This is a genomic window from Stenotrophomonas sp. 63632_Sma (assembly GCF_056482875.1).
Map to the genome: position 1 here is coordinate 4,031,704 of NZ_CM151220.1, position 22,624 is coordinate 4,054,327.

Consider the following 22,624-nt stretch of genomic DNA (forward strand, 5'->3'; position numbering starts at 1 on the left):
TTGGCACGGATCTTTCATCGCTCGCGGCCGGCGTGTGCCAACCAAGGTTGGTACCTACCAGAGCAGGAACTACAGCTTGTAGCCGGAGTGGATCGAGACGATGCCGCCGGTCAGGTTCTTGTAGTGGCAGCGCTCGAAGCCGGCCTGCCCCATCATCGCCTTCAGCTCATCCTGCGGCGGATGCTTGCGGATGCTCTCGGCCAGGTACTGGTAGCTGTCCGAATCGTTGGCGAACAGCTTGCCCAGCTTGGGCAGGATCTTGAACGAGTGGAAGTCGTAGATCGGCTTGAACCAGTCGGCGGTGACTTCGGAGAATTCCAGCACGCGGGCCTGGCCACCCACCTTCAGCACGCGGTACATCTCGCGCAGGCCAGCGTCCTTGTCGGTCACGTTGCGCAGGCCGAAGGCGATGGTCACCAGGTCGAAGCTGTTGTCCGGGAACGGCAGGGCTTCGGCGTTGCACTGCACATAGTCCAGGCCGAGCACGAGGCCGCGGTTGGTCAGGCGGTCGCGGCCGACCGACAGCATGCCGGCGTTGATGTCGCCCAGCACCACCGAGCCCTCGGCGCCGACGCGCTCCTTCAGCAGCGCGGCGATATCGCCGGTGCCGCCTGCCAGGTCGAGCACACGGTCGCCCGGCTTCACCTGCGCGGTCGCCACGTAGTAGCGCTTCCACGCCCGGTGCACGCCCAGGCTCATCAGGTCGTTCATCAGGTCGTAGTTGCGCGCGACCGAGGTGAACACCTGGCCGACCAGCTTCTGCTTGTCCTTGGCGGCGACGTCGCGGAACCCGAAATGGGTGGTACCGGCTTTGTAGGGGGATTCGCTCATGGCCCCGATTATCGCACCGCCGGGGGCCAGCGGCACCCCCTGCCCGTATCATGGCGGGCCACGACTTACCGGAGCCCCGCATGATCACCACGCCCGACTACCAGGCCCTGCTGCAGACCGCCATCGCCGAAGCCCGCCAGGGCCTGGCCGAGGGCGGCGTGCCGATCGGCGCGGCGCTGTACCACAACGACGGCCGCCTGCTCGGCTGCGGCCACAACCGCCGGGTGCAGGAAGGCGACCCGTCGGTACACGGCGAGACCGATGCGTTCCGCAAGGCCGGCCGCCAGCGCCGCTACCAGGACACCATCATGGTCACCACCCTGGCGCCGTGCTGGTACTGCTCGGGCCTGGTGCGCCAGTTCAACATCGGCACCGTAGTGGTGGGCGAATCGCGCACCTTCCAGGGCGGCATCGACTGGCTGCGCGAGAACGGCGTCAACGTGATCGACCTGGACAGCCAGGAATGCGTGGACCTGCTGGGCGGCTTCATTGCGCAACACCCGGAGATCTGGAACGAAGACATCGGTGAATGATCACCACGCAGTGTGCTGTTGAACCCGCTTAATGAACGCTTCAGTGCCGGCACGCCCTAGTGCCGGCAGCGTTTGCGGCCAATGCCGTGAACCTGTGCACAGTCAGCTGCGCTGCGTGCACACGCTGCGGTAACACCCCACCCCGCTGCCGCGCCTAGGGTGGGGTTACCGGGACTTCCTTCCCCGGCGGAGCCAGCCATGTGCGCGCACGCCGTACGCCCCACGCCCGACTCGATCCTCGACGCCATCCGCAAGCGCCTGCAGCAGCAGTACGCGCTGCACCAGCGTGGAGCACTGTTCTGGACTGCCTACCAGGGCCTGCAGCTGGAACTGGTGCGCGGCCACCCGCTCGACCATGAGCGCCTGTGCAATGCAATGGCCGACATGGCCGAAGACCTCGGCGCGGTCGAGCATGCGCAACTGATAGGCAATCGCAACGCCGGCTGCACATCGCGCTGACGCGGCTTCCACTGCCGCATCGGCCACACTCGGATGAACCCCCACTCCCTTTCCACTCAACCGAACTGGATTGTCATGCACGCTGAAGTCCCCACCATTCCCCCGGTCATCAACGTTGACGCCGAGCTTGACCACTGGCGCCGCCAGCATGCCGACGGCGCACTACCGCACAACTCGTTCGGCTCCTACGTGCCGTGGATCAAGTTCGCCTGTGATTCGCTGATCACCCAGCCGCGCGCCAGCAATGCGCAGCGCGACGAGATGTTCCAGACCCAGTACGCCCTGCAGATCATGCCGCGCCTGAGCGAAGCCCAGGCCCGCGAATTCGTCGACCGTTGCTGGCAGCACGTCTACCAGACCAGCCCGGTGCGCCTGCAGGACGCCCCGCGCCTGCGCGCCTGAGCTGCACGGCCCCTGCACGAGCCACCGCCGATCATCCTCGTCACCTGAGTGGGACGACGACGATGAAAGCACGCAACCTGTTCAATACGATCGCCAAGAAGGCCGCGGCCGCCACCGGCTCGCCGTGGACCTTCCTGGCCGCGGTAGCGATCGTGGTGATCTGGGGCATCAGTGGCCCGGTATTCGGTTTCAACGACACCTGGCAGCTGGTGATCAACACCGGTACTACCATCATCACCTTCCTGATGGTGTTCCTGATCCAGCACACACAGAACGCAGATACCGCCGCGATGCAGATCAAGCTGGACGAGCTGATCCGCGCGACGGCCGAAGCCAACAACGAACTGTTGGATCTGGAAGAACTGGACGAGGAGCGGCTGGAAGAGATCCGGCGCGAGTACGAGCAGATGGCGCGCGAGGCTGGCGACGCGCTGGCGCGTGTGCGCGCCTGCCATGCAGCGCGGCGCGACGATGAAGCGGTGTAGCAGGCCCTGAAATGACAATGCCGGCCCGCGGCCGGCATTACCCTCGATCTCCAGGTAGGTGCCAACCTTGGTTGGCACAGGGCCAGCCGCCTGCGCTGACGCATCCGTGCCAACCAAGGTTGGCACCTACCAGAAGCACTGCTTACCCGCGCTCGTGCCAGCCGCCGCCCAGCACCTTGTACAGGGTGATGCGGTTGGCCTGCTGGGCCAGCTGCGCCTGCAGCTGGGTCTGCTGCGCGTTGTAGGCGGTACGGCGCGCATCAAGCAGGGTCACGAAGCTGTCCAGGCCAGCGTCGTAGCGTGCCTGCGACAGGCGGTTGGCCTGTTCGGCCGCTTCCACCAACCTCTGCTGTGAACTCACCTGCTCATCCAGGCTGACATTCAACGCCAGCGCATCGGCGGTTTCGCGGAAGCCCACCTGGATCGACTTCTCGTACTGCGCCAGCGCGATGTCACGGTCCGCGTTGGCGATGGCCAGGTTGGCGCGCAGCTTGCCACCCTGGAAGATTGGCAGCGTGATCTTCGGCAGGAAGCTCCACACGCGGGTGCCGCTGTCGAACAGGTTGGACAGTTCGCTCGAACCACTACCGATGCTGCCGGTCAGCGAGATGCTCGGGAAGAACGCCGCGCGTGCCGCACCGATGTTGGCGTTGGCCGCCAGCAGCTGGTGTTCGGCGGCCATGATGTCCGGGCGCTGCAGCAGCACGTCGCTGGGCAGGCCGGCCGGCGGCGGTGCCAGTGCCAGCAGCTGCGGTTCGATGCTGTCCGGCAGCAGTGCCGGATCCAGCTGGCCACCAGCCAACAGCGCCAGAGCGTTGCGGTCCTGGGCCAACTGCCCACGCAGGCGTGCGGCATCGGTGCGCGCGGTCTCGACCAGGGTACGGGTCTGGGTCAGCTCCAGCGCCGAACTGCCACCACGCTCGTGGCGGGCCTCGGCCAGGCGCAGCGAATCCTCGTAGGTCTTCAGCGTGGCATCGGCGATCTTCAGCCGCTGCGCATCAGCCCCGTAGGTCAGCCACGCCGTGGCGGTCTCGGCCACCAGGCTCAGCTGCGCGTTGCGGCGGTTGGCGGCCACGGCGAAGTACTGCTGCAGCGCCGCTTCACTGAGATTGCGCACGCGGCCGAACAGATCCAGTTCGAACTCGGCTACGCCGACACCCGCGGTGAACTGCTCGGTGACACCGGCGTCGGTACCACGGCGGTCCATCTGGCCGGTGACGGCCACGCCGGGCACACGGTCGGCGCGCTGTACGCGGTACTGGCCGCGCGCGCGTTCAACGTTGAGTACGGCCACGCGCAGGTCGCGGTTGTTCTGCAGCGACTGGTCGATCACCTGCTGCAGGCGCGCATCGGTGAAGAAGTCGCGCCAGCCGACGGCGGCGACATCGGCCACCTCGCCCTGCGCGGCCTCGGCCGGCCACTGCGCCGGAATGGCCGGAGCAACGGCGGTGTTCTTCGGCACCAGGGTGGAACAGCCGGCCAGCGCGAGCGCGGCGGCAATGGAAAGGAACAGGGATGCACTTTTCATGGGAATGACTTCCATCGGTACTGCCGGATGGCAGGAGGTAGTGCCGGCCGCTGGCCGGCAACCTCGTTGGATTCACATCACGCGGGCAGTAGGTGCCGGCCAGCGGCCGGCACTACCGTTTCAGGTCACGTCGTGGACTTGCGCTTGAACACGCGCTGCACCACCACGAAGAACAGCGGCACGAAGAACACGCCGAGCACGGTGCCGACGATCATGCCGCCAAGCACGCCGGTGCCGATCGCCTGCTTGGCACCGGAGCCGGCACCGGTGGAGATTGCCAGCGGCACCACGCCCATGCCGAAGGCCAGCGAGGTCATCACGATCGGGCGCAAGCGGTCGCGCACGGCGTGCATGATCGACTCGATCAGGCTGGCCCCCTTCTCCAGGTTTTCCTTGGCGAACTCGACGATCAGGATCGCGTTCTTGCTGGTCAGGCCCACCGTGGTCAGCATCGCCACCTGGAAGTAGATGTCGCGCTCCAGGCCCTTGAAGGTGTTGGCCAGCACCGCGCCGAGGATACCCAGCGGGGCCGCCAGCAGCACCGCGGTCGGCACGCTCCAGCTTTCATACATCGCGGCCAGGCACAGGAACACGATCATCAGCGACAGCGTGTACAACAGCGGCGTCTGCGAGCCGGCCTGGCGTTCCTGGTAGGACATCGCCGTCCACTCGATGCCGAAGCCCGCCGGCAGCTGCTTGGCCAGCTGTTCGATCTCGGCCATGGCATCACCGGACGCGACACCCGGGGCCGGTTCGCCCTGGATTTCCATCGCCGACACACCGTTGTAGCGCTCAAGACGCGGCGAACCGTAGTCCCAGTGCTTGGTGGCGAACGCGCTGAACGGCACCATCTCGCCCTTGTCGTTCTTCACGGACCACAGATCGAAGTCCTCCGGCACCATGCGGAACGGCTGGTCGGCCTGCACGAACACACGCTTGACGCGGCCACGATCGACGAAGTCGTCGATGTACGAGCTGCCCCATGCGGCGGCCAAGGTACCGTTGATCTGGTCGATCGACAGCCCCAGCGAGGTCGCCTTGGCTGCATCGATGTCGATGCGGAACTGCGGCGTGTCTTCCTGGCCGTTCGGGCGCACGTTGGCCAGCTTCTTGCTGCCGGCGGCGAGGCCCAGCAGCTGGTTGCGCGCGGCCACCAGTGCCTCGTGCCCCTGGCCGCTGTTGTCCTTCAGGAAGAAGGTGTAGCCCGACGCGGTACCCAGTTCCGGAATGGCCGGCGGCGGGAAGGCGAAGATGAAGGCATCCTTGATCTGGCCCAGTGCCGCCATCGCGCGACCGGTGATCGGCATCACGCCATTGTCGGCGTCACGCTCGCTCCAGTCCTTCAGCTTGACGAATGCCATGCCCGCGTTCTGGCCCATGCCGGCGAAGCTGAAGCCCTGCACCGAGAACACCGAGTCCACCGCATCCTTCTCGTTCTGCAGGAAGTGGTTTTCCAGTGCCGCGATCGATTCCAGCGTACGTTCCTGGGTGGCACCGACCGGCGCCTGCACCAGCGCCATCAGCACGCCCTGGTCTTCGTTGGGCAGGAACGAGCTGGGCAGGCGCACGAACAGCACGCCCATCAGCACGAACAGTGCCGCCACGATGCCCATGAAGCGCCACGGACGGTGGATGATGCCGCGCACGCCGCGCTGGTAGCTTTCGCTGGTGCGGTCGAAGCCGCGGTTGAAACCGTTGAAGAAGCGACCGGACCAGCCCTTGTGTGCGACGTGGTGCTCACCCTTCTTCAGCGGCTTGAGCATGGTCGCGCACAGCGCCGGGGTCAGCACGATCGCGACCAGCACCGACAGCGCCATCGCCGAAACGATCGTGGCCGAGAACTGGCGATAGATCACGCCGGTGGAGCCGCTCATGAAGGCCATCGGCACGAACACCGCCGACAGCACCAGGCCGATACCCACCAGCGCGCCGGTGATCTGGCCCATCGACTTGCGGGTGGCCTCAAGCGGCGACAGTCCTTCCTCGGACATGATGCGCTCGACGTTCTCCACCACCACGATGGCATCGTCCACCAGCAGGCCGATCGCCAGCACCATCGCGAACATGGTCAGCATGTTCACCGAGAAGCCCAGCATCGCCAGCACGCCGAAGGTACCCAGCAGCACCACCGGCACGGCGATGGTCGGGATCAGGGTGGCGCGGAAGTTCTGCAGGAACAGGTACATCACCACGAACACCAGCACGATCGCTTCGATCAGGGTCTGCACCACGCCCTTGATCGACACGCGCACGAACGGGGTGGTGTCGTACGGGATCTCGGCCTTCAGGCCGGCCGGGAAGAAGCTCTTCATGTCCTGCAGCGCGGCATCCACGCCGGCCGCGGTATCCAGCGCGTTGGCGCCGGTGGCCAGGGTGACCGCCAGGCCGCTGGCCGGCTGGCCGTTGTAGCGGGTGACGAAGTCGTAGGACTCTGCACCCAGTTCGACACGGGCGACATCGCCCAGGCGCAGCTCGGCACCGTCCTGCGCACCGCGCACGATGATGTTGCGGAACTGTTCCGGGGTCTGCAGGCGCGACTGCGCATTGATGGTGGCGTTGAGCTGCTGGCCCTTGATCGACGGCGCGCCGCCGAGCTGGCCGATGGCCACCTGGGCGTTCTGTGCCTTGACTGCTGCGGTCACTTCCGCAACGGACAGGCCGTAGGTGTGCAGCTTGTTCGGGTCCAGCCAGATACGCATGGCGTACTTGCCACCGAACACCTGGATGTTGCCCACGCCCGGCACGCGGCTCAGACGGTCGACGACATTGGAACCAACGTAGTCGGCGATGTCGTTGGCGTCCATGCTGCCGTTCTCGGACACGAACGCGATGACGTTCAGGAAGCCCGAGCTGGACTTGGCCACGTTGATGCCCTGCCGCTGCACTTCCTGCGGCAGCAGCGGCATGGCCAGCTGCAGCTTGTTCTGCACCTGCACCTGGGCGATGTCCGGGTTGGTGCCGCTCTCGAAGGTCAGGGTGATGGTGGCCTGGCCGTTGGACGAGCTGTTGGAGGAGAAATAGATCAGGCCATCAAGGCCCTTCATGTTCTGCTCGATGATCTGCGTCACCGAGTCCTCGACCACCTTGGCCGATGCACCCGGGTAGGTGGCGCTGATTTCCACCGCCGGCGGTGCGACGTTGGGGTACATCGAGACCGGCAGCTTGAACAGGGCCAGGCCGCCGGCGAGCATGATGATGATGGCGATCACCCATGCAAAGATGGGTCGATCGATGAAAAAGCGTGCCATGGGGTTCTCCGCTTACTTCGCGTCGCCGGCCGGAGCGGCAGGCTGGGCGGCCGCTGCCGGCTTGGCCGGAGCGGCGCCCTTCTCGGTGGCCTTGACCGGCATGCCGGGGCCGATCTTCTGCAGGCCTTCGACAATGACCTTGTCGCCGGCCTTCAGACCGTCCTCGACCAGCCACTTGTCGCCGACCGTGCGGCTGACCTTGACCGGGCGCACTTCGACCTTGTTGTCCTTGTCGACCACCATCGCGGAGGTGTCACCCTTCGGATCGCGGGCGATGCCGGCCATCGGCACCAGCACTGCATCGCTGCGCACACCGCCGCCGATCACCGCGCGCACGTACGTGCCCGGCATCAGCAGGCCGTCCGGATTGTCCACCTTCACGCGCAGGCCGAAGCTGCCAGTGGCCGGGTCGACGCTGACTTCGGAGAACTCCAGCGTGCCCTTGTGCTCGAAGGTGCTGCCATCTTCCATCAGGATGCTGACCGGCAGCGTCTGGTTGTCCTGCAGGCGGCCCGCGGCCAGCTCACGGCGCAGCTGCAGCAGCTCGGCCGAGGACTGGGTCAGGTCCACATAGATCGGGTCCAGCTGCTGCACGGTGGCCAGCGCATTGGCCTGGCCGGCGCTGACCAGCGCACCCTGGGTGACGCTGGACTTGCCGATGCGGCCGCTGATCGGCGCGGTGATGCGGGCGTAGCCCAGAGTGACGTTGGCCGCATCCAGCGAGGCCTTGGCGGCGCCGACGTCAGCCTCGGCCTGCTTCTGCGCGGCCACCGCGTTTTCCAGGTCCTGCTGGCTGACCGCATCAACCTTGGCCAGCTCGGTGATGCGCTTGGCACTCAGGCGCGCGGCGTTGGCGGTGGCCTCGGCACGCGCCAGCTGGGCACGGGCACTGTTGGCCTGTGCGCGGTAGCTGGCGTCCTCGATCTGGTACAGCGGCTCGCCGGCCTTGACCATGCCGCCCTCGGTGAACAGGCGCTTGGCGACGATGCCGTTGACCTGCGGACGCACTTCGGCGACCAGGAAGGCGTTGGTACGGCCCGGCAGCTCGCGGGTCAGGCCCACGGTCTCGGACTTCAGCGTGACCACGGTGACGTCACCCGGGCCCTGTTCGGGGGCCTGGGGTTGGCCGCCGCAGGCAGCCACTGTCGCGGCGATTGCCAGCGACAGTGCAAAGGGTCGGATTCGGCTCAGCAACATGACGGAAAGGCTCTTGAAGGAAAGGGTCTCAGCCAGCGCTGATACGGCGGACCCTCCACCAGCGAAGGTGAAGACCGTGCGAACAGCGCCCACCCGGGCGGAGTGGGAGCCGGACGGGCCTGCCACGCACACGACGGGAATGATGGGTGCGAAATATACATACATGCTTGTTTGTTTGTAAACCGGTACAATTCAGCCACGTTTCACCCGCACTCGTACCCACACCCATGGCCCGCAAGACCAAAGAGGACACCCAGGCAACCCGGGAAGGCATCCTTGACGCCGCCGAAGCCTGCTTCCATGAACACGGCGTGGCCCGTACCACGCTGGAGATGATCGGTGCCCGCGCCGGCTATACCCGTGGCGCGGTGTACTGGCACTTCAAGAACAAGAGCGAGGTGCTGGCCGCGATCGTCGAACGGGTGCACCTGCCCTTCATGCAGGAACTGGAGCGCACCTCCACCGACCAGCGCGACACACCGGTGCACGACCTGCGCGCAGTGATGATCCACTCGTTCATCGAGCTGTCCGAGGACGAACGCCTGCGCAAGACCATGGAGATCATGCTGCGCAGCGACGCCTCGGCCGATACCAAGGTGCTGACCGAAATGCAGCAGGCCGGCTTCCGCGATGCGCTGGACCGGATGGAGCGCGCCCTGCGCCGGGCCCAGGACCTGGGCCAGCTGCGCGAAGGCGCGGACCCGAAGATCGCCGCGCGCATGCTGCACGCCACTGTGCTGGGCGTACTGCATGGCGCGATGGTCGAACCGGAACTGATGGACCTCAAGCGCGACGGCATGCTTGCGCTGGACATGACCCTGGCCGCCTACGTGAAAGAAGGCGTGTTCGTGCCCGGAACGGTGCCCGAGCCGCTGCCCGAAGCATGAGCGGCATTGCTGCCGCCACTGCGGCACTGCACGATCTCTACCTGCCCGCAGGGCTGCAGTTGACCGGACCGATCGTGGCGGAAGCGGAAAGCGCAGAGTACGGTGCCTGCCGCTTTACCCTTGAGGGTCACAGCATCGTGTTCCGCGTCGCGAAGATCACCCCCACCAAGACCGGCCAGTTCGTAACCCTGTGGAAGCGCCCCGCCGCCGGTTCTGATATCGCTCCATTGGATGCAGCCGATGCTGTGCACTTCGTGGTGATCGCGGTCTTCGACGGAACACAGCGCGGGCAGTTCATCTTCAGTCGTGACCTGCTGATCGAGCGCGGCGTGATGTCGCGCGATGGCGAGGGCGGAAAGCGCGCCCTCCGTGTCTATCCGCCGTGGAGCACGCCGACCGCAAAGGACGCGATCCGGACCCGGCAGTGGCAGCTTCGTTGCTTCCTGCCCACCGGCGCCGATGTCTCCGCCTCCGCCGGTGATCGATTACGCTCACTGTTGGGTTGAACCCGGCGGACCTTCCCTTTTCTGGACGCATCGTGATGATCCTGGACAACGTGGTGTGGGGCTTCATCGGCTGTGGCAGCGTCACCGAGAAGAAGAGCGGGCCGGCCCTGGCCAACACGCCGGGCTCACGGGTGGCGGCGGTCATGCGCCGCAATGCGGCGTTGGCCGAGGATTATGCGCGGCGCCATGCGATTCCCCGCTGGTACGCGGACGCCGATGCACTCATCGCCGACCCGGAAGTGAACGCGATCTACGTTGCGACGCCGCCCTCCACGCACATGCACTACGCGTTGCAGGCGATTGCCGCGGGCAAGCCGGTCTACATCGAAAAGCCGATGGCCATGGATCACGCGGAATGCGAACGCGTGCTGGAGGCCAGCGCGCGCAGCGGCGTGCCGGTGTTCGTGGCCTACTACCGCCGCGCCCTGCCCCGCTTCGCGCAGGTGAAGCAGCTGCTGGACAGCGGCACGATCGGCACGCCGCGCAGCGTGCGCGCCACCCTGCACCGGCCGCATTCGGCGAACGCTGCATCGCCGGACTTCTGGCGGACCAACCCGGCGATCGCCGGCGGCGGCCTGTTCGTCGATCTGGGCTCGCACACCCTGGACCTGCTGGATCATCTGCTGGGGCCGCTGAGCGATGTGCGTGGCCTGGCCAGCTCGTTGACCGGCGCCTACGCCGCCGAGGACAGCGTTTCGATGTGCTTCCGCACCGGGACGGGGGCGCACGGCATCGCGCAATGGAGTTTCTGCGCGTTCCGCCGCCAGGATGAAATCGAAATCACCGGCGATCGCGGACAACTGCGCTTTGCCACCTTCGAGGACGTCCCGGTGGTTCTGGAGACCGAGGCCGGCGTGCAGGCGTTCGACATCCCGAACCCGCCGTCGATCCAGCAGCCGTTGATCGCCACTCTGGTGGATGAGCTGCGCGGCAACGGCCACTCGCCATCGAACGGCATCAGCGCCGCCCGCACCAGCGCGGTGATCGACCAGGTGCTGCAGGCCTACCGCACACGGCACTCGCGCTGACTGCCAAAGCAGAAGGCCGCCTTTCGGCGGCCTCATGCTTTGCAGCGTCGGGCATTACAGGATGTAGCGGCTCAGGTCCGGGTCCTGCACCAGCTCACCCAGGTGCGCATCGACGTAAGCGCTGTCGATGGCCAGGGTTTCGCCGTCGCGGTCCGGTGCCTCGTAGCTGAGCGAATCCAACAGGCGCTCCAGTACGGTGTGCAGGCGACGGGCACCGATGTTCTCCTGGCGCTCGTTCACCTGGAAGGCGATCTCGGCCAGACGATCGATGGCGTCGGCAGTGAAGCTGACCTTGACGCCTTCGGTGGCCAGCAGCGCTTCGTACTGTTTGGTCAGCGCGGCCTTCGGCTCGGTCAGGATGCGCACGAAATCGCCCTTGCTCAGCGCACCCAGCTCCACGCGGATCGGGAAGCGGCCCTGCAGCTCCGGAATCAGGTCGCTGGGCTTGGCCAGATGGAACGCGCCCGAAGCAATGAACAGGATGTGGTCGGTCTTGATCGTGCCGTACTTGGTCGACACGTTGGAGCCTTCCACCAGCGGCAGCAGGTCGCGCTGCACGCCTTCGCGCGACACGTCGCCACCACCCACGTTGTCACCACGCTTGGCGACCTTGTCGATCTCGTCGATGAAGACGATGCCGTGCTGCTCGCAGGCCTCGATCGCGGCAGTGCGGATGTCGTCCTCGTTGACCAGCTTGCCGGCTTCTTCCTCGATCAGCAGCGGACGCGCGGCCTTGATGGTCAGCGTGCGCTTGTGCGCCTTGGCGCCGCCGCCGAGGTTGGCGAACATCGACTTCAGCTGCTGGCCCATTTCCTCCATGCCCGGCGGGGTCATGATGTCCATGCTGACGTTGGCAGCCAGGTCGAGCTCGATCTCGCGCTCGTCCAGCTCACCGTTGCGCAGCATCTTGCGGAACTTGATGCGGGTCTCGTTGTCCTGCGCCGACGGTTCGTTGCGGGCGACTTCCGGATCGAAGCCGATGCCACCGCTTCGGCGCGGCAGCAGCGCATCGAGGATGCGGTCTTCGGCGCGTTCTTCGGCCTGGGTACGCACGCGCACCTTGGCCTGTTCGCGGTACAGCTTGACCGCGGTATCGGCCAGGTCGCGGATGATCTGCTCGACGTCCTTGCCGACGTAGCCGACTTCGGTGAAGCGGGTGGCTTCAACCTTCACGAACGGCGCGTTGGCCAGCGTGGCCAGGCGGCGTGCGATCTCGGTCTTGCCGACGCCGGTCGGGCCGATCATCAGGATGTTCTTCGGCATCACTTCATTGCGCAGCTCGGGCACCAGCTGCATGCGGCGCCAGCGGTTGCGCAGGGCAATGGCCACGGCGCGCTTGGCGTCGTGCTGGCCCACGATATGCCGGTCCAGTTCCTGCACGATCTCGCGCGGGGTCATGGTGGCGGAGGAAACTTCGATCTTCGACATGGATGTGCTCACGGATTCATTGTCGGTAGTGCCGGCCGCTGGCCGGCAACCAGGCACGCGTGCGGGGATCATGAGGTTGCCGGCCAACGGCCGGCACGACCCTCACAGCTCCTCGACCACCACGTTGCGGTTGGTGTAGATGCAGATGTCGCCGGCAATGCCGATCGCTTCGCTGGCAATGGTGCGCGCATCCAGTTCGGTGTGCGCCATCAGCGCGCGCGCGGCCGACAGTGCATAGGAACCACCGGAACCGATGGCGATGATGCCGTCCTCCGGCTCGATCACATCACCGGTGCCGCTGATGATCAGCGAGGTTTCCTTGTCGGCCACTGCCAGCAGGGCCTCGAGCTTGCCGAGGCGGCGCTCGGTGCGCCAATCCTTGGCCAGTTCGACCGCAGCGCGCTGCAGCTGGCCGTGCTTTTCCAGCTTGGCCTCGAACAGCTCGAACAGGGTGAAGGCATCGGCGGCGGCACCGGCGAAGCCGGCCAGCACCTGGCCGTCTCGGCCGAGGCGGCGCACCTTGCGCGCATTGCCCTTCATCACGGTGTGGCCCAGCGTGACCTGGCCGTCGCCGGCAATGGCCACGTGCTCGCCGCGACGGACGCAGACGATGGTGGTGGCGTGGAAAACGTTGGGATTCTGACTGGGGTCCATGCGGCCTCCGATAGCTGTTCCCGGGACATGGGGACAGCGCCGGGTGCGATCAAGCCTGTGCGGATGGCTGCCGTTCAGCGCTTGGCGGCGCCCCATGGGAAGAGGGCGCCCTTTTAACGAGCGCATCGCAATGCGCGCGGACCCCGCCGCCCGAACGTGGAACGCCTGCCGTTCAGCGCTTGGCCTGCGAAGGCCGATCCGGATTCGGCTCGATGCCCCAGGCGATGTACCAGTCCTCACCCTGCGTCTCGATCGGGTGCTGGGTGCGGCCGGAGCCATTGCCGCAGGCCAGCGCGTCAGCCGCGCAGTAGCGATCGCAGCCCCAGCAGATGCGTTCGGGGTGCCTGGGATGCAGCGGAATGGGCTTCGCCATGGTGGCGGTGTCCTCGTGGCCTGCGGCCACAATGCGCCGGTAGCGGCCGCCCTGCCCTGATCCAGATCAAGGGCGGTCTATTCAGCCTTGTCGTCCTTGCTGCGGCGCTTCGCACGTGGATGCGCGGCGTCGTAGACCTTGGCCAGGTGCTGGAAATCGAGGTGGGTGTAGATCTGCGTGGTGGCGATGTCGGCATGGCCAAGCAGTTCCTGCACGCCACGCAGGTCACCGGACGATTCCAGGATGTGGCTGGCGAAACTGTGCCGCAGCATGTGCGGGTGCACGTGCTTGAACAGGCCCTGGCGCTGCGCCAGCTGGCGGATGCGGATCTGCACCGCACGCTGGCTGATCGGCCCGTTGCGACCGGGAAACACCGGCGAGGCCGGGCCGCCGCCACTTTCCGCACGCCACGCCTGCAGCGCTTCGCGCGCCGGCCGGCCGAACGGCACGCGACGCTGGCGATTGCCCTTGCCCAGCACGTTGACCAGGCCGCTGTCGAAATCCAGGTCGCGCCAGGTCAGCGCGCAGACTTCGCTCAGGCGCAGGCCAGAGGAATAGAACAGTTCCAGCAGCGCGCGGTCACGGCGGCCGAGTTCACCTTCCGGTTCCAGCTCGACCAGCTGCACGGCTTCGTCGGCATCGAGCACCTGCGGCAACCGGCGCGGTGCGCGTGGCGCCTTCAGCGTCGCCGCCGGGCTGACCTCGATGCGTCCATGCTTCAACAGCCAGGCGTAGAAGCTGCGGCACGCCGACAAGCGGCGTTGCAGGCTCTTGGCCGACAGGCCTCGGCGATGCTCATCGGCGACGAACTGACGCAGCGCCTCGGCATCGAGTGCGTCCACCGCAACACCGCGCGGCTCGGCCCAGACCGACAACGCGTCCAGGTCACGGCGGTAGGCATCGAGCGTATGCGCCGACATCCGCCGCTCTACCTGCAGATGCTGCAGGAAGGCCTGTACCGCGCTCATCGTCGTATCCTGCTCAGCCCGGGAAGCGCTTCAGGCCGGTGGCCAACGCATCGCCCATCATGCGCAGGAACAGCGTGCCCATGCCCGGGTAGAAGCGGTTCGGGTCGTGGCTGCCCACAGCAATCAGGCCCACGCCCGGCAACGGCAACAGCGCGGTGGTCTGCACTTCTTCGCTGCGCACGCCGTACAGGACGGCATTCTTTTCCGGCTGCAGGCGCCCGCAGATCGGCTCGCCGTCCTTCAGGCAGTCGCGGAACGGGCCCAGCTGCGCATCATCGGCGGCGATCACCTGCAGCCAGTCGGCCTGTTCCAGCCCGGCCACCGGTGTGTGCACCACCAATCGCACCAGGTCGCCGGCGAAATCTTCCTGCAGCGAGGCAGCCATCGCACGCAGGGTGTCGGCGGCGTTGTCCTGCTTCATCAGCGCCAGGGTCAGCTGATGCGTGCGCACTGCCAGGCGTTCATTGACCTGGGCGGTGGCACCCAGATCGGCCAACCGTCGTGCCAGCTCGCGGTTCTTCTCGCGCAGCACTTCCAGCTGGTAGCTGGCCAGCGACGCGGTCGGGCCGTCGTCGCGTGGCACCACCAGGGTCAGGGCCAGGTCCGGGAACTGCTTGAGGAAGCCGGGATGTCGCCGCAACCACGCAGCGACTTCATGGGCCCCGAGCTTGTCGACGGTTTCGGTCATGCCATCCACTCCCCTTCGAAGACGAATGCGGTCGGGCCGGCCATCACCACCGGCTGGCCATCGCCCGGCCACTGGATGCGCAGGTCACCCCCGGGCAGGCTGATGCGCGCATCGCGCTGCAGGCGGCCACGCTGCATCAGGGTCACCGCAGCGGCGCAGGCGCCGCTGCCGCAGGCCAGGGTTTCGCCGACGCCACGTTCATTCACACGCAGACGTGCATGCGCCGGGCCCATCACCTGGGCAAAACCCACGTTCACCGAGCGCGGGAACGAGGCATGCTGCTGCAGCAGCGAACCGACGCGCTCGACCGGTGCTGCATCGATCAGGCCCACTTCGATCACCGCATGTGGATTGCCCATCGACACCGCGGCGAAGCGTATGCTCTCGCCCTGCAACGGCAGCAGGTACTCCTCGCGTGCATGGGCGAAGCCCACCAGCGGCACGTTGACCGGCTCGAACGCAGGCACGCCCATGGTCACCGCGAACTGGCCATCGCCCAGGGCCTTCACCCCATGACTGGCCAGCGGGCTGTCGATGACGAACTGATCCCCCTGCGCACTGCCCTCACGCACCAGCCAGGCCGCGATGCAGCGCGCGCCGTTGCCGCACTGCTCGGAGTTGGAACCGTCGGCATTCCAGATGCGGTACGACGCCACCGAGCCTTCCGCGCGCGGCGCTTCGATGGTCAGGATCTGGTCGCAGCCGACGCCGGTGTGGCGGTCGGCCAGGCGCGCGGCCAGTTCAGGCGTGGGCGGCGCAGTGCCGTCACGCAGGTCGATCACTACGAAATCATTGCCCGCGCCATGCATCTTGCTGAAGCGCAGCGCCTTGGAACCGGCCTTACTCATTCCCGCCGCCCACCTTCTTCGCAGGTGCAGGCGCCGGTTGTGGGGTCGGTGCAGCCGGGTCCACGGTCGTGGCCGGCGTGGCGCTGCCCTGGGTCTCCGCCGGGGTCGCTTCGGTAGCGGGCTCGGCAACCGGTTCGACGGTTTCTTCCACCGGCACCGGCTTCTGCGGCAGTACCAGCGGGCCCTTGTTGCCGCAGGCGGCGAGGAGCAGCAGCGAGGCCGCTGCCAGCGGAATCAGGATGGCGTTTCGATGGGGGATCTTCATGCCCCGAGTATAGCCATTGGCGGCTGAGCGGTTGGTGCAGGGGATCGGGTTGCTTAGCAGCCGGCAAGGCACCGCCAGGGCAGGCGTTCAATCTGCAGGCGGCGGCAGCGGCCGGGTCCACAGCCAGATCGCCACCACGGTCATGCTGCCGATCGAGAACCACTTCACCCAGGCGATCGGCACGCACCACAGCATGATGCCGGCGCACACTGCCATGGTGATCGTGGCCATCCACTTGCCGTAGCGGCTGACCGCCCCGTGTGCCTGCCAGTTGGCGATGGCCGGGCCGAAGCGCGGGTGCTGCAGCAGCCAGGTGTGCAGGCGCTCGGAACCACGCGAGGCAGCCCAGGCCGAGATCAGGATGAATACGGTGGTGGGAAGGCCCGGCACGAAGATGCCGACGATACCGGTGCCCAGGCTGACGTAGGCCAGCAGCCACCACGCCCAGCGGAAACGCACCACGCGCGGTGGCGTGGCAGCATCGCGGGATGCGGAGGGGTCGGGCTGGCTCATGGCCGCAAGGATACCGGTTCGGGATGCCAGGCAACGCCCGGCACCCCTGCACCATTACGGCTGGGCGATGCCCAGCTGCTGCAGCACGAACGCGTACGACTCGGACAGTTCACGGTAGCGCTGGAAGCGCCCCGACTTGCCGCCGTGGCCGGCTTCCATGTTGGTGCGGAACAGGATCGGGTAATGGCCGGTGTTGTCGTCACGCAGCTTGGCCACCCACTTGGCCGGCTCCCAGTACTGCACCTGCGAATCCCACAGGCCGGTGCCCACGAACAGCGCCGGGTACGCCTGCTGCTTCACGTTGTCGTAGGGCGAGTAGGACAGCATGTAGTCGTAATACTGCTTCTGCTCGGGGTTGCCCCACTCGTCGTATTCGTTGGTGGTCAGCGGAATGGTCGGGTCGAGCATGGTGGTGACCACGTCGACGAACGGTACCTGCGCCACCATCACCCGGTAGTCCTGCGGCGCCTGGTTGGCCACGGCGCCCATCAGCAGGCCACCGGCGCTGCCGCCGGACGCGGCGACGCGATCCTTCGCCGCCCAGCCCTGCGCCACCAGGCCGCGGGTGACGTCGATGAAGTCGTTGAAGGTGTTCTGCTTGTGCAGCAGTTTGCCGTTCTCGTACCAGTCGCGGCCCATCTCCTGGCCGCCACGGATATGGGCGATGGCATACACCACGCCACGATCGAGCAGGCTCACCGCGGTCTGGTTGAAGTACGGATCCATCGACATGCCGTAGCTGCCATAGGCGTACTGGAACAGCGCGCCCTTGCCATCCTTCTGGTAGCCCTTGCGGTAGACCAGCGACACCGGCACCTTCACGCCATCGCGCGCGGTGATCCAGACACGATCGGTTTCGTACTTCGACGCGTCATAGCCGATCACCGGTTGCACCTTCAGCTGGCGGCGCTCGCCGGTGGCGGTGTTCAGCTCGAACACGGTGGTCGGGGTGGTCATCGAGGTGTAGACGTAGCGCAGCCACGGCGTATCGGCCTCGGTGTTGTCGCCCAGGCCCATCGAGTACGCCGGCTCATCGGCCTTCACGTAGTCGCTGCGGCCATCCTTGAACAGCAGGCGGATGCGTTCCAGGCCCTCGGAACGTTCGGCGATGGCGGTGTACGCATCGAACAGCTCGAAGCCTTCGATGAACACCGCATCGTCATGCGCGATCCAGTCCTTCCACTGTGCGCGCGAGGTCGCATCGGTCGGTGCGGTGACCAGCTTGAAGTTCTTCGCACCGTCGTTGGTGCGGATCACCCAGCGGCCGTCGTAGTGGTCAGCGTCGTACTCCACATCGCGCTGGCGCGGCGCCAGTACGGTGAACGTGGTCGGGTCGCTGGCCGGCGCGTAGCGCTCTTCCGAGGACACGGTGCTGTGCACACCGATGGTGATGAAGCGATCGTCGCGGGTGCGGCCGATGCCCATGTAGAAGCTGTCGTCCTTCTCTTCGTAGACGACGGTGTCGGCACTGGCCGGGGTGCCCAGCACGTGCTTCTTCACGCGTACGGTCAGCAGCGTTTCCGGATCGTTCTCGACATACAGCACGGTGCGGTTGTCGTCGGCCCAGACCAGGTCGCCGGAGCTGCCGGTGATCACATCGGGCAGCACCTTGCCGGTGGCCAGGTCCTTGAAGCGGATGGTGTACTGGCGGCGACCGACATCGTCATCGGCCCAGGCCAGCAGCTGGTTGTCCTGGCTGACTTCCATCGAGCCGACGCTGAAGTAGCCCTTGCCGGCGGCCATCGTGTTGACGTCCAGCAGGATTTCCTCGGCGGCATCCATGCCGCCCTTGCGGCGTGCGTGGATCGGGTAGTCCTGGCCGGTCTCGAAGCGGCTGTAGTACCAGTAGCCGCGCTCGCGCGCCGGCACACTGGAATCGTCCTGCTTGATGCGGCCGACGATCTCCTTGTACAGGGTGTCTTCCAGCGGCTTCAGCGGCGCCAGCAACTGGTCGGCGTAGGCATTCTCGGCCTGCAGGTAGGCCAGCATGTCCTTGTTCTCGCGCTTGTCGTCGCGCAGCCAGTAATAGTCGTCGTTGCGGGTCGCGCCGAACGGCGCCTTGACCACATGCGGATGCTTGGCGGCATCCGGCGGAACGGGCGGCGTGGCGGCGGTGGCAGTGGTGGTCATCAGGCTGGCAAGCAACAGGCAGAGGGTGGATTTCATGAGATAAGGCTCCTTGAGCCGCAATGCAATGGCGTCCTTGTGCTCGAGTCTGGGTTGCAGGAGGGTTGCGGGCAACCCTGCGGATCGTCATGGGTCGTGCTTGCCGCTGGCCGGCAACCTTTGGATAAACAGAGGCGGGTGGTTGCCGGCCAGCGGCCGGCACGACCAGGACGCGCGGCGTACCATGGGCACATGAGTACCCTGCCCCACACGCCGGGCTACAGCCGGCGCAGCCATGAAATCGCTCCGTTCCACGTGATGTCCCTGCTGGCCCGCGCGCAGGCGCTGGAACAGGCGGGCCACGATGTGATCCACCTGGAAATCGGCGAACCGGACTTCACCACGGCCGAACCGGTCGTGCGTGCCGGCCAGGCCGCATTGGCCGCCGGCCATACCCGCTACACCGCCGCACGTGGCCTGCCGGCCCTGCGCCAGGCGATCAGTGGTTTCTATCGCAGCCATTACGGGCTGGATATCGATCCCGAACGCATCCTGGTCACTCCCGGCGGCTCCGGTGCGCTGCTGCTGGCCAGCAGCCTGCTGGTCGATCCGGGCCGCCACTGGCTGCTGGCCGACCCCGGATATCCCTGCAACCGTCATTTCCTGCGCCTGGTGGAAGGCGGTGCACAGCTGGTTCCGGTCGGCCCGGACACCGCCTACCAGCTCACGCCGTCGCTGGTGGAACAGCACTGGAATGCCGACAGCGTCGGCGCACTGGTGGCCTCCCCCGCCAATCCGACCGGCACCGTGCTGTCCGCCGACGAACTGGCGGCACTGTCGCAGGCCCTGCACGCGCGTGGCGGCCATCTGGTGGTGGACGAGATCTACCACGGCCTGACCTACGGCCTGGATGCACCCAGCGTCCTGCAGGTGGATGACAGCGCGTTCGTGCTGAACAGCTTCTCCAAATATTTCGGCATGACCGGCTGGCGGCTGGGTTGGCTGGTGGCGCCGCCGGCGGCGGTGCCGGACCTGGAGAAGCTGGCACAGAACCTGTACATCAGCGCGTCGAGCATCGCCCAGCATGCCGCACTGGCCTGCTTCAGCGAGGAATCGATGTCGATCTTCGAACAGCGCCGCGAGGCGTTCCGCCAGCGTCGCGACTATCTGCTGCCGGCGCTGCGCGAGCTTGGTTTCCGCATCGAAGTGGAACCGCAGGGTGCGTTCTACCTGTACGCCGACGTCAGCGCGTTCACCGATGACGCGCAGGCGTTCTGTGCGCACTTCCTGGAAACCGAACACGTGGCGTTCACCCCGGGCCTGGATTTCGGTTTCCATCGCGCCAACCAGCATGTGCGCCTGGCCTATACCCAGGAAGTGCCGCGGCTGCAGGAGGCGGTGGCGCGGATTGCACGCGGGTTGAAGAGCTGGGGCGCCTGATCGATCTGCGCGAACGGCATCCACGCATGGCGTGGATCTACTGACCCAGCGCACGATACGTAGGTAGATCCACGCCATGCGTGGATACGTGAACCCAACGAAAAACGCCGCCCTGGGGCGGCGTTTTCCGTTCTGCTTATTTACCGCCCAACCGCTCCCACAGGAAGCTGTAGGCCAGCGCCGACATGTGTGCGGCCTGCGCGTTGTTGGCTGCGCCGCCGTGGCCACCTTCGATGTTCTCGTAGTAGGTCACGTCCTTGCCGGCGTCGATCATCTTCGCCGCCATCTTGCGGGCATGGCCCGGGTGCACGCGGTCATCGCGGGTGGAGGTAGTGAACAGCACCGGCGGGTACTTCTTCTTCGCGTCGAACAGGTGGTACGGCGAGAAGGTCTTGATGAACTCCCAGTCGCTGGTGTCCGGGTTGCCGTATTCGGCCATCCACGAGGCACCGGCCAACAGGTGGCTGTAGCGCTTCATGTCCAGCAGCGGCACCTGCACCACCACTGCACCGAACAGCTCCGGGTACTGGGTCAGCATGTTGCCGGTCAACAGGCCACCGTTGCTGCCACCCTGCACGCCCAGGTGCTTGGCGCTGGTGATCTTGCGCTTGACCAGATCGCGCGCCACCGCAGCCATGTCTTCATAGGCCTTGTGACGGTTCTGCTTCAGCGCTGCCTGGTGCCAGCGCGGGCCGTACTCGCCACCACCACGGATGTTGGCGACCACGTACACACCGCCCTTCTCCAGCCAGGCGCGGCCCATGCCACCGGAGTAATTCGGGGTCAGCGAGATCTCGAAGCCACCATAGCCGTACAGCAGGGTCGGGTTGGAGCCGTCCAGCTTCATCGCCTTGTCGTGCACCACGAAGTACGGCACGCGGGTGCCGTCCTTGCTGGTGGCGAAGTGCTGCTCGATCACCTTGCCCTTGGCATCGAAGAAGGCCGGCATGGTCTTCAACGTTTCCGGCGCCTGGCCGATCTCGGCCAGAGCCAGCGTGGTCGGGGTCAGGTAGTCGGTGGCGGTCAGCCACACCGCATCGCTGTCGTTGCTGTCCACTGCGCCCACCGCCAGCGTGCCAAAGGCCGGCGCGCCGACGAAGCGGCTGGTCTGCCAGCCATCGGCGCCCGGGGTCAGCACCGACAGGCGGTTCTTGACGTCATCCAGCACGTTCAGCACCAGGTGGCTCTTGGTCCAGGTGGCGCCGGCCAGCGAGGTGGTCGCGGTCGGGGTGAACAGCACCTCGAAGTCGCGCTTGCCGGCCAGGAAGTCGTCCAGCTTCGTCGCCAGCAGCGAACCGGACGCGTAGGTCTTGCCGCCTACGGTCCACGGATCGCGCAGTTCCAGGGTCAGCCACTGTTTGTGCAGGCCCTTCTCGGCCGAGTTCGGCGCGTCGATCTTGGTCAGCGTGCCATCGTCGCCACGCAGGTAGAGCTCGTTGTTGTAGAACGCCAGCGTGCGGCTGACCAGGTTGCGCTCGAAGCCCGGGGTGTCATCGTGCATCGCCGCGATGTACATGTCTTCCGGCTTGCCTTCGTACACCACGGTGGCCGAGGTCATCGGCGTGCCGCGCTTCCACAGCTTGGCCACGCGCGGGTAGCCGGAGGTGGTCATCGAGCCCGCACCGAAGTCGGTGTAGACGAACACGGTGTCGCGGTCGACCCAGTTGAGGCCGCCCTTGGACTCGGGACGGAAGAAGCCGTCCTTGATCCAGGTCTTGTTGGCCAGGTCGAACTCACGGGTGACGTCGGCGTCGGCGCCGCCGCGCGACAGCGCGATCAGGCAGCGGCTGTAGTCCGGGCGCAGGCAATCGGCGCCATGCCAGACCCAGTTCTCACCCTCGGCCTTGTTCAGCGCATCCAGGTCGAGCACGGTTTCCCACTGCGGCGAGGCCTTGCGGTACTCGGCCAGGGTGGTGCGCCGCCACAGGCCGCGCTCGTGCTGCTGGTCCTTCCAGAAGTTGTAGTAGTAGTCGCCGATCTTCTGCACGCCGGGGATCTTGGCATCGGAGTCGAGCACCTCGCGGATGCTGGTCTCCATCTGCTTGAAGGCCGGGGTCTGCGCCAGGCGCGCCTCGGACTTGGCGTTCTGTTCCTTGACCCAGGTCAGCGGCTTGTCGCCGGTGACGTCTTCGAGCCAGGCGTAGCGATCGGTGTCTTCAGCGGCCACGGCGGTCCCCACCGAGGCAGCGGTCATCATGCCGGCCAGCAGGCAGGCGGAAGCGAGTCGAGACATTGCA

Annotated in this window: 22 protein-coding genes; 8 read left to right on the plus strand and 14 right to left on the minus strand. The window is 66.4% G+C overall.

Features of this window, described 5'->3' with window-relative positions; translation table 11 throughout:
• Positions 1-69: 69 nt before the first annotated feature.
• A complete protein-coding gene (gene ubiE, locus ACZK45_RS18675) occupies positions 70-831 on the minus strand; it encodes a bifunctional demethylmenaquinone methyltransferase/2-methoxy-6-polyprenyl-1,4-benzoquinol methylase UbiE (RefSeq protein WP_005411082.1) in 762 nt (253 codons plus the stop codon).
• 80 nt (positions 832-911) lie between these two features.
• Here ubiE and ACZK45_RS18680 point away from each other — a divergent pair, with 80 nt between their 5' ends.
• The 4 genes from ACZK45_RS18680 to ACZK45_RS18695 all read left to right on the plus strand — a co-directional run bounded on the left by ACZK45_RS18680 (position 912) and on the right by ACZK45_RS18695 (position 2,710).
• A complete protein-coding gene (locus tag ACZK45_RS18680) occupies positions 912-1,364 on the plus strand; it encodes a nucleoside deaminase (RefSeq protein ID WP_005411083.1) in 453 nt (150 codons plus the stop codon).
• A gap of 198 nt (positions 1,365-1,562) precedes the next feature.
• On the plus strand, positions 1,563-1,823 hold the full coding sequence (locus tag ACZK45_RS18685) for a hypothetical protein (RefSeq protein WP_125893441.1): 261 nt from the start codon (positions 1,563-1,565) through the stop codon (positions 1,821-1,823).
• A 75-nt stretch (positions 1,824-1,898) separates the two neighbouring features.
• The gene (locus ACZK45_RS18690; protein WP_014038526.1) at positions 1,899-2,225 is read left to right on the plus strand and encodes a hypothetical protein; all 327 of its coding nucleotides are present in this window, start codon (positions 1,899-1,901) and stop codon (positions 2,223-2,225) included.
• A gap of 62 nt (positions 2,226-2,287) precedes the next feature.
• Complete coding sequence (locus ACZK45_RS18695) at positions 2,288-2,710, plus strand: low affinity iron permease family protein (protein ID WP_032129005.1); 423 nt, start codon at positions 2,288-2,290, stop codon at positions 2,708-2,710.
• A gap of 142 nt (positions 2,711-2,852) precedes the next feature.
• Here ACZK45_RS18695 and smeF read toward each other — a convergent pair whose 3' ends face one another.
• The 3 genes from smeF to smeD form a co-directional block, all read right to left on the minus strand.
• Positions 2,853-4,253, minus strand: a complete 1,401-nt coding sequence (smeF, locus tag ACZK45_RS18700) for a multidrug efflux RND transporter outer membrane subunit SmeF (RefSeq protein ID WP_125893439.1) — start codon at positions 4,251-4,253, stop codon at positions 2,853-2,855.
• A gap of 110 nt (positions 4,254-4,363) precedes the next feature.
• Positions 4,364-7,486 (minus strand): multidrug efflux RND transporter permease subunit SmeE, encoded by a 3,123-nt coding sequence (smeE, locus tag ACZK45_RS18705; RefSeq protein ID WP_049399247.1) that lies wholly within the window; start codon positions 7,484-7,486, stop codon positions 4,364-4,366.
• A gap of 12 nt (positions 7,487-7,498) precedes the next feature.
• Positions 7,499-8,683, minus strand: a complete 1,185-nt coding sequence (gene smeD, locus ACZK45_RS18710) for a multidrug efflux RND transporter periplasmic adaptor subunit SmeD (RefSeq protein ID WP_032129008.1) — start codon at positions 8,681-8,683, stop codon at positions 7,499-7,501.
• 227 nt (positions 8,684-8,910) lie between these two features.
• Between smeD and smeT the strand changes: the two genes are divergently transcribed.
• Genes smeT through ACZK45_RS18725 form a run of 3 tightly spaced genes read left to right on the plus strand, consistent with a single transcriptional unit; the run spans position 8,911 to position 11,104 of the window.
• Positions 8,911-9,570 carry an efflux transporter SmeDEF transcriptional repressor SmeT gene (gene smeT / locus ACZK45_RS18715; protein WP_032129009.1) on the plus strand — a complete coding sequence of 220 codons (660 nt, stop codon included), beginning with the start codon at positions 8,911-8,913 and terminating at the stop codon, positions 9,568-9,570.
• A complete protein-coding gene (locus ACZK45_RS18720; protein WP_478445062.1) occupies positions 9,567-10,076 on the plus strand; it encodes a MepB family protein in 510 nt (169 codons plus the stop codon). The genes smeT and ACZK45_RS18720 overlap by 4 nt, the downstream gene beginning before the upstream one ends.
• A 35-nt stretch (positions 10,077-10,111) precedes the next feature.
• Positions 10,112-11,104 (plus strand): Gfo/Idh/MocA family protein, encoded by a 993-nt coding sequence (locus ACZK45_RS18725; protein WP_121504353.1) that lies wholly within the window; start codon positions 10,112-10,114, stop codon positions 11,102-11,104.
• Between the two features lie 54 nt (positions 11,105-11,158).
• On the opposite strand, the gene hslU is transcribed toward ACZK45_RS18725, so the two are convergent.
• The 9 genes from hslU to ACZK45_RS18770 all read right to left on the minus strand — a co-directional run bounded on the left by hslU (position 11,159) and on the right by ACZK45_RS18770 (position 19,007).
• A complete protein-coding gene (gene hslU, locus ACZK45_RS18730) occupies positions 11,159-12,532 on the minus strand; it encodes an ATP-dependent protease ATPase subunit HslU (RefSeq protein WP_014038532.1) in 1,374 nt (457 codons plus the stop codon).
• 102 nt (positions 12,533-12,634) lie between these two features.
• Entirely contained in the window at positions 12,635-13,186 is a 552-nt protein-coding gene (gene hslV, locus ACZK45_RS18735) for an ATP-dependent protease subunit HslV (protein ID WP_005411093.1), read from the minus strand.
• Positions 13,187-13,358: 172 nt separating this feature from the next.
• Positions 13,359-13,559: a DUF3079 domain-containing protein gene (locus ACZK45_RS18740; RefSeq protein ID WP_010481389.1), complete on the minus strand. Its 201-nt coding sequence runs from the start codon at positions 13,557-13,559 to the stop codon at positions 13,359-13,361.
• A gap of 77 nt (positions 13,560-13,636) precedes the next feature.
• Positions 13,637-14,527 (minus strand): tyrosine recombinase XerC, encoded by an 891-nt coding sequence (xerC, locus tag ACZK45_RS18745; RefSeq protein WP_032129012.1) that lies wholly within the window; start codon positions 14,525-14,527, stop codon positions 13,637-13,639.
• A 13-nt stretch (positions 14,528-14,540) separates the two neighbouring features.
• Complete coding sequence (locus ACZK45_RS18750; protein WP_032129013.1) at positions 14,541-15,215, minus strand: DUF484 family protein; 675 nt, start codon at positions 15,213-15,215, stop codon at positions 14,541-14,543.
• Positions 15,212-16,063 (minus strand): diaminopimelate epimerase, encoded by an 852-nt coding sequence (dapF, locus tag ACZK45_RS18755; protein WP_478445063.1) that lies wholly within the window; start codon positions 16,061-16,063, stop codon positions 15,212-15,214. The genes ACZK45_RS18750 and dapF overlap by 4 nt, the downstream gene beginning before the upstream one ends.
• Positions 16,056-16,328 (minus strand): LPS translocon maturation chaperone LptM, encoded by a 273-nt coding sequence (gene lptM / locus ACZK45_RS18760; protein ID WP_180838450.1) that lies wholly within the window; start codon positions 16,326-16,328, stop codon positions 16,056-16,058. Before lptM ends, dapF begins: the two co-directional genes overlap by 8 nt.
• 87 nt (positions 16,329-16,415) lie before the next feature.
• Positions 16,416-16,841, minus strand: a complete 426-nt coding sequence (locus ACZK45_RS18765; protein WP_125893423.1) for a YbaN family protein — start codon at positions 16,839-16,841, stop codon at positions 16,416-16,418.
• Positions 16,842-16,895: 54 nt separating this feature from the next.
• Complete coding sequence (locus tag ACZK45_RS18770) at positions 16,896-19,007, minus strand: S9 family peptidase (protein ID WP_049399231.1); 2,112 nt, start codon at positions 19,005-19,007, stop codon at positions 16,896-16,898.
• 192 nt (positions 19,008-19,199) lie between these two features.
• On the opposite strand from ACZK45_RS18770, the gene ACZK45_RS18775 reads away from it, so the two are divergent.
• The gene (locus tag ACZK45_RS18775; protein WP_125893421.1) at positions 19,200-20,387 is read left to right on the plus strand and encodes a pyridoxal phosphate-dependent aminotransferase; all 1,188 of its coding nucleotides are present in this window, start codon (positions 19,200-19,202) and stop codon (positions 20,385-20,387) included.
• A gap of 136 nt (positions 20,388-20,523) precedes the next feature.
• Here the strand turns inward: ACZK45_RS18775 and ACZK45_RS18780 are convergent, their stop codons facing one another.
• Positions 20,524-22,620: a prolyl oligopeptidase family serine peptidase gene (locus tag ACZK45_RS18780; RefSeq protein WP_180838454.1), complete on the minus strand. Its 2,097-nt coding sequence runs from the start codon at positions 22,618-22,620 to the stop codon at positions 20,524-20,526.
• Positions 22,621-22,624: the final 4 nt, after the last annotated feature.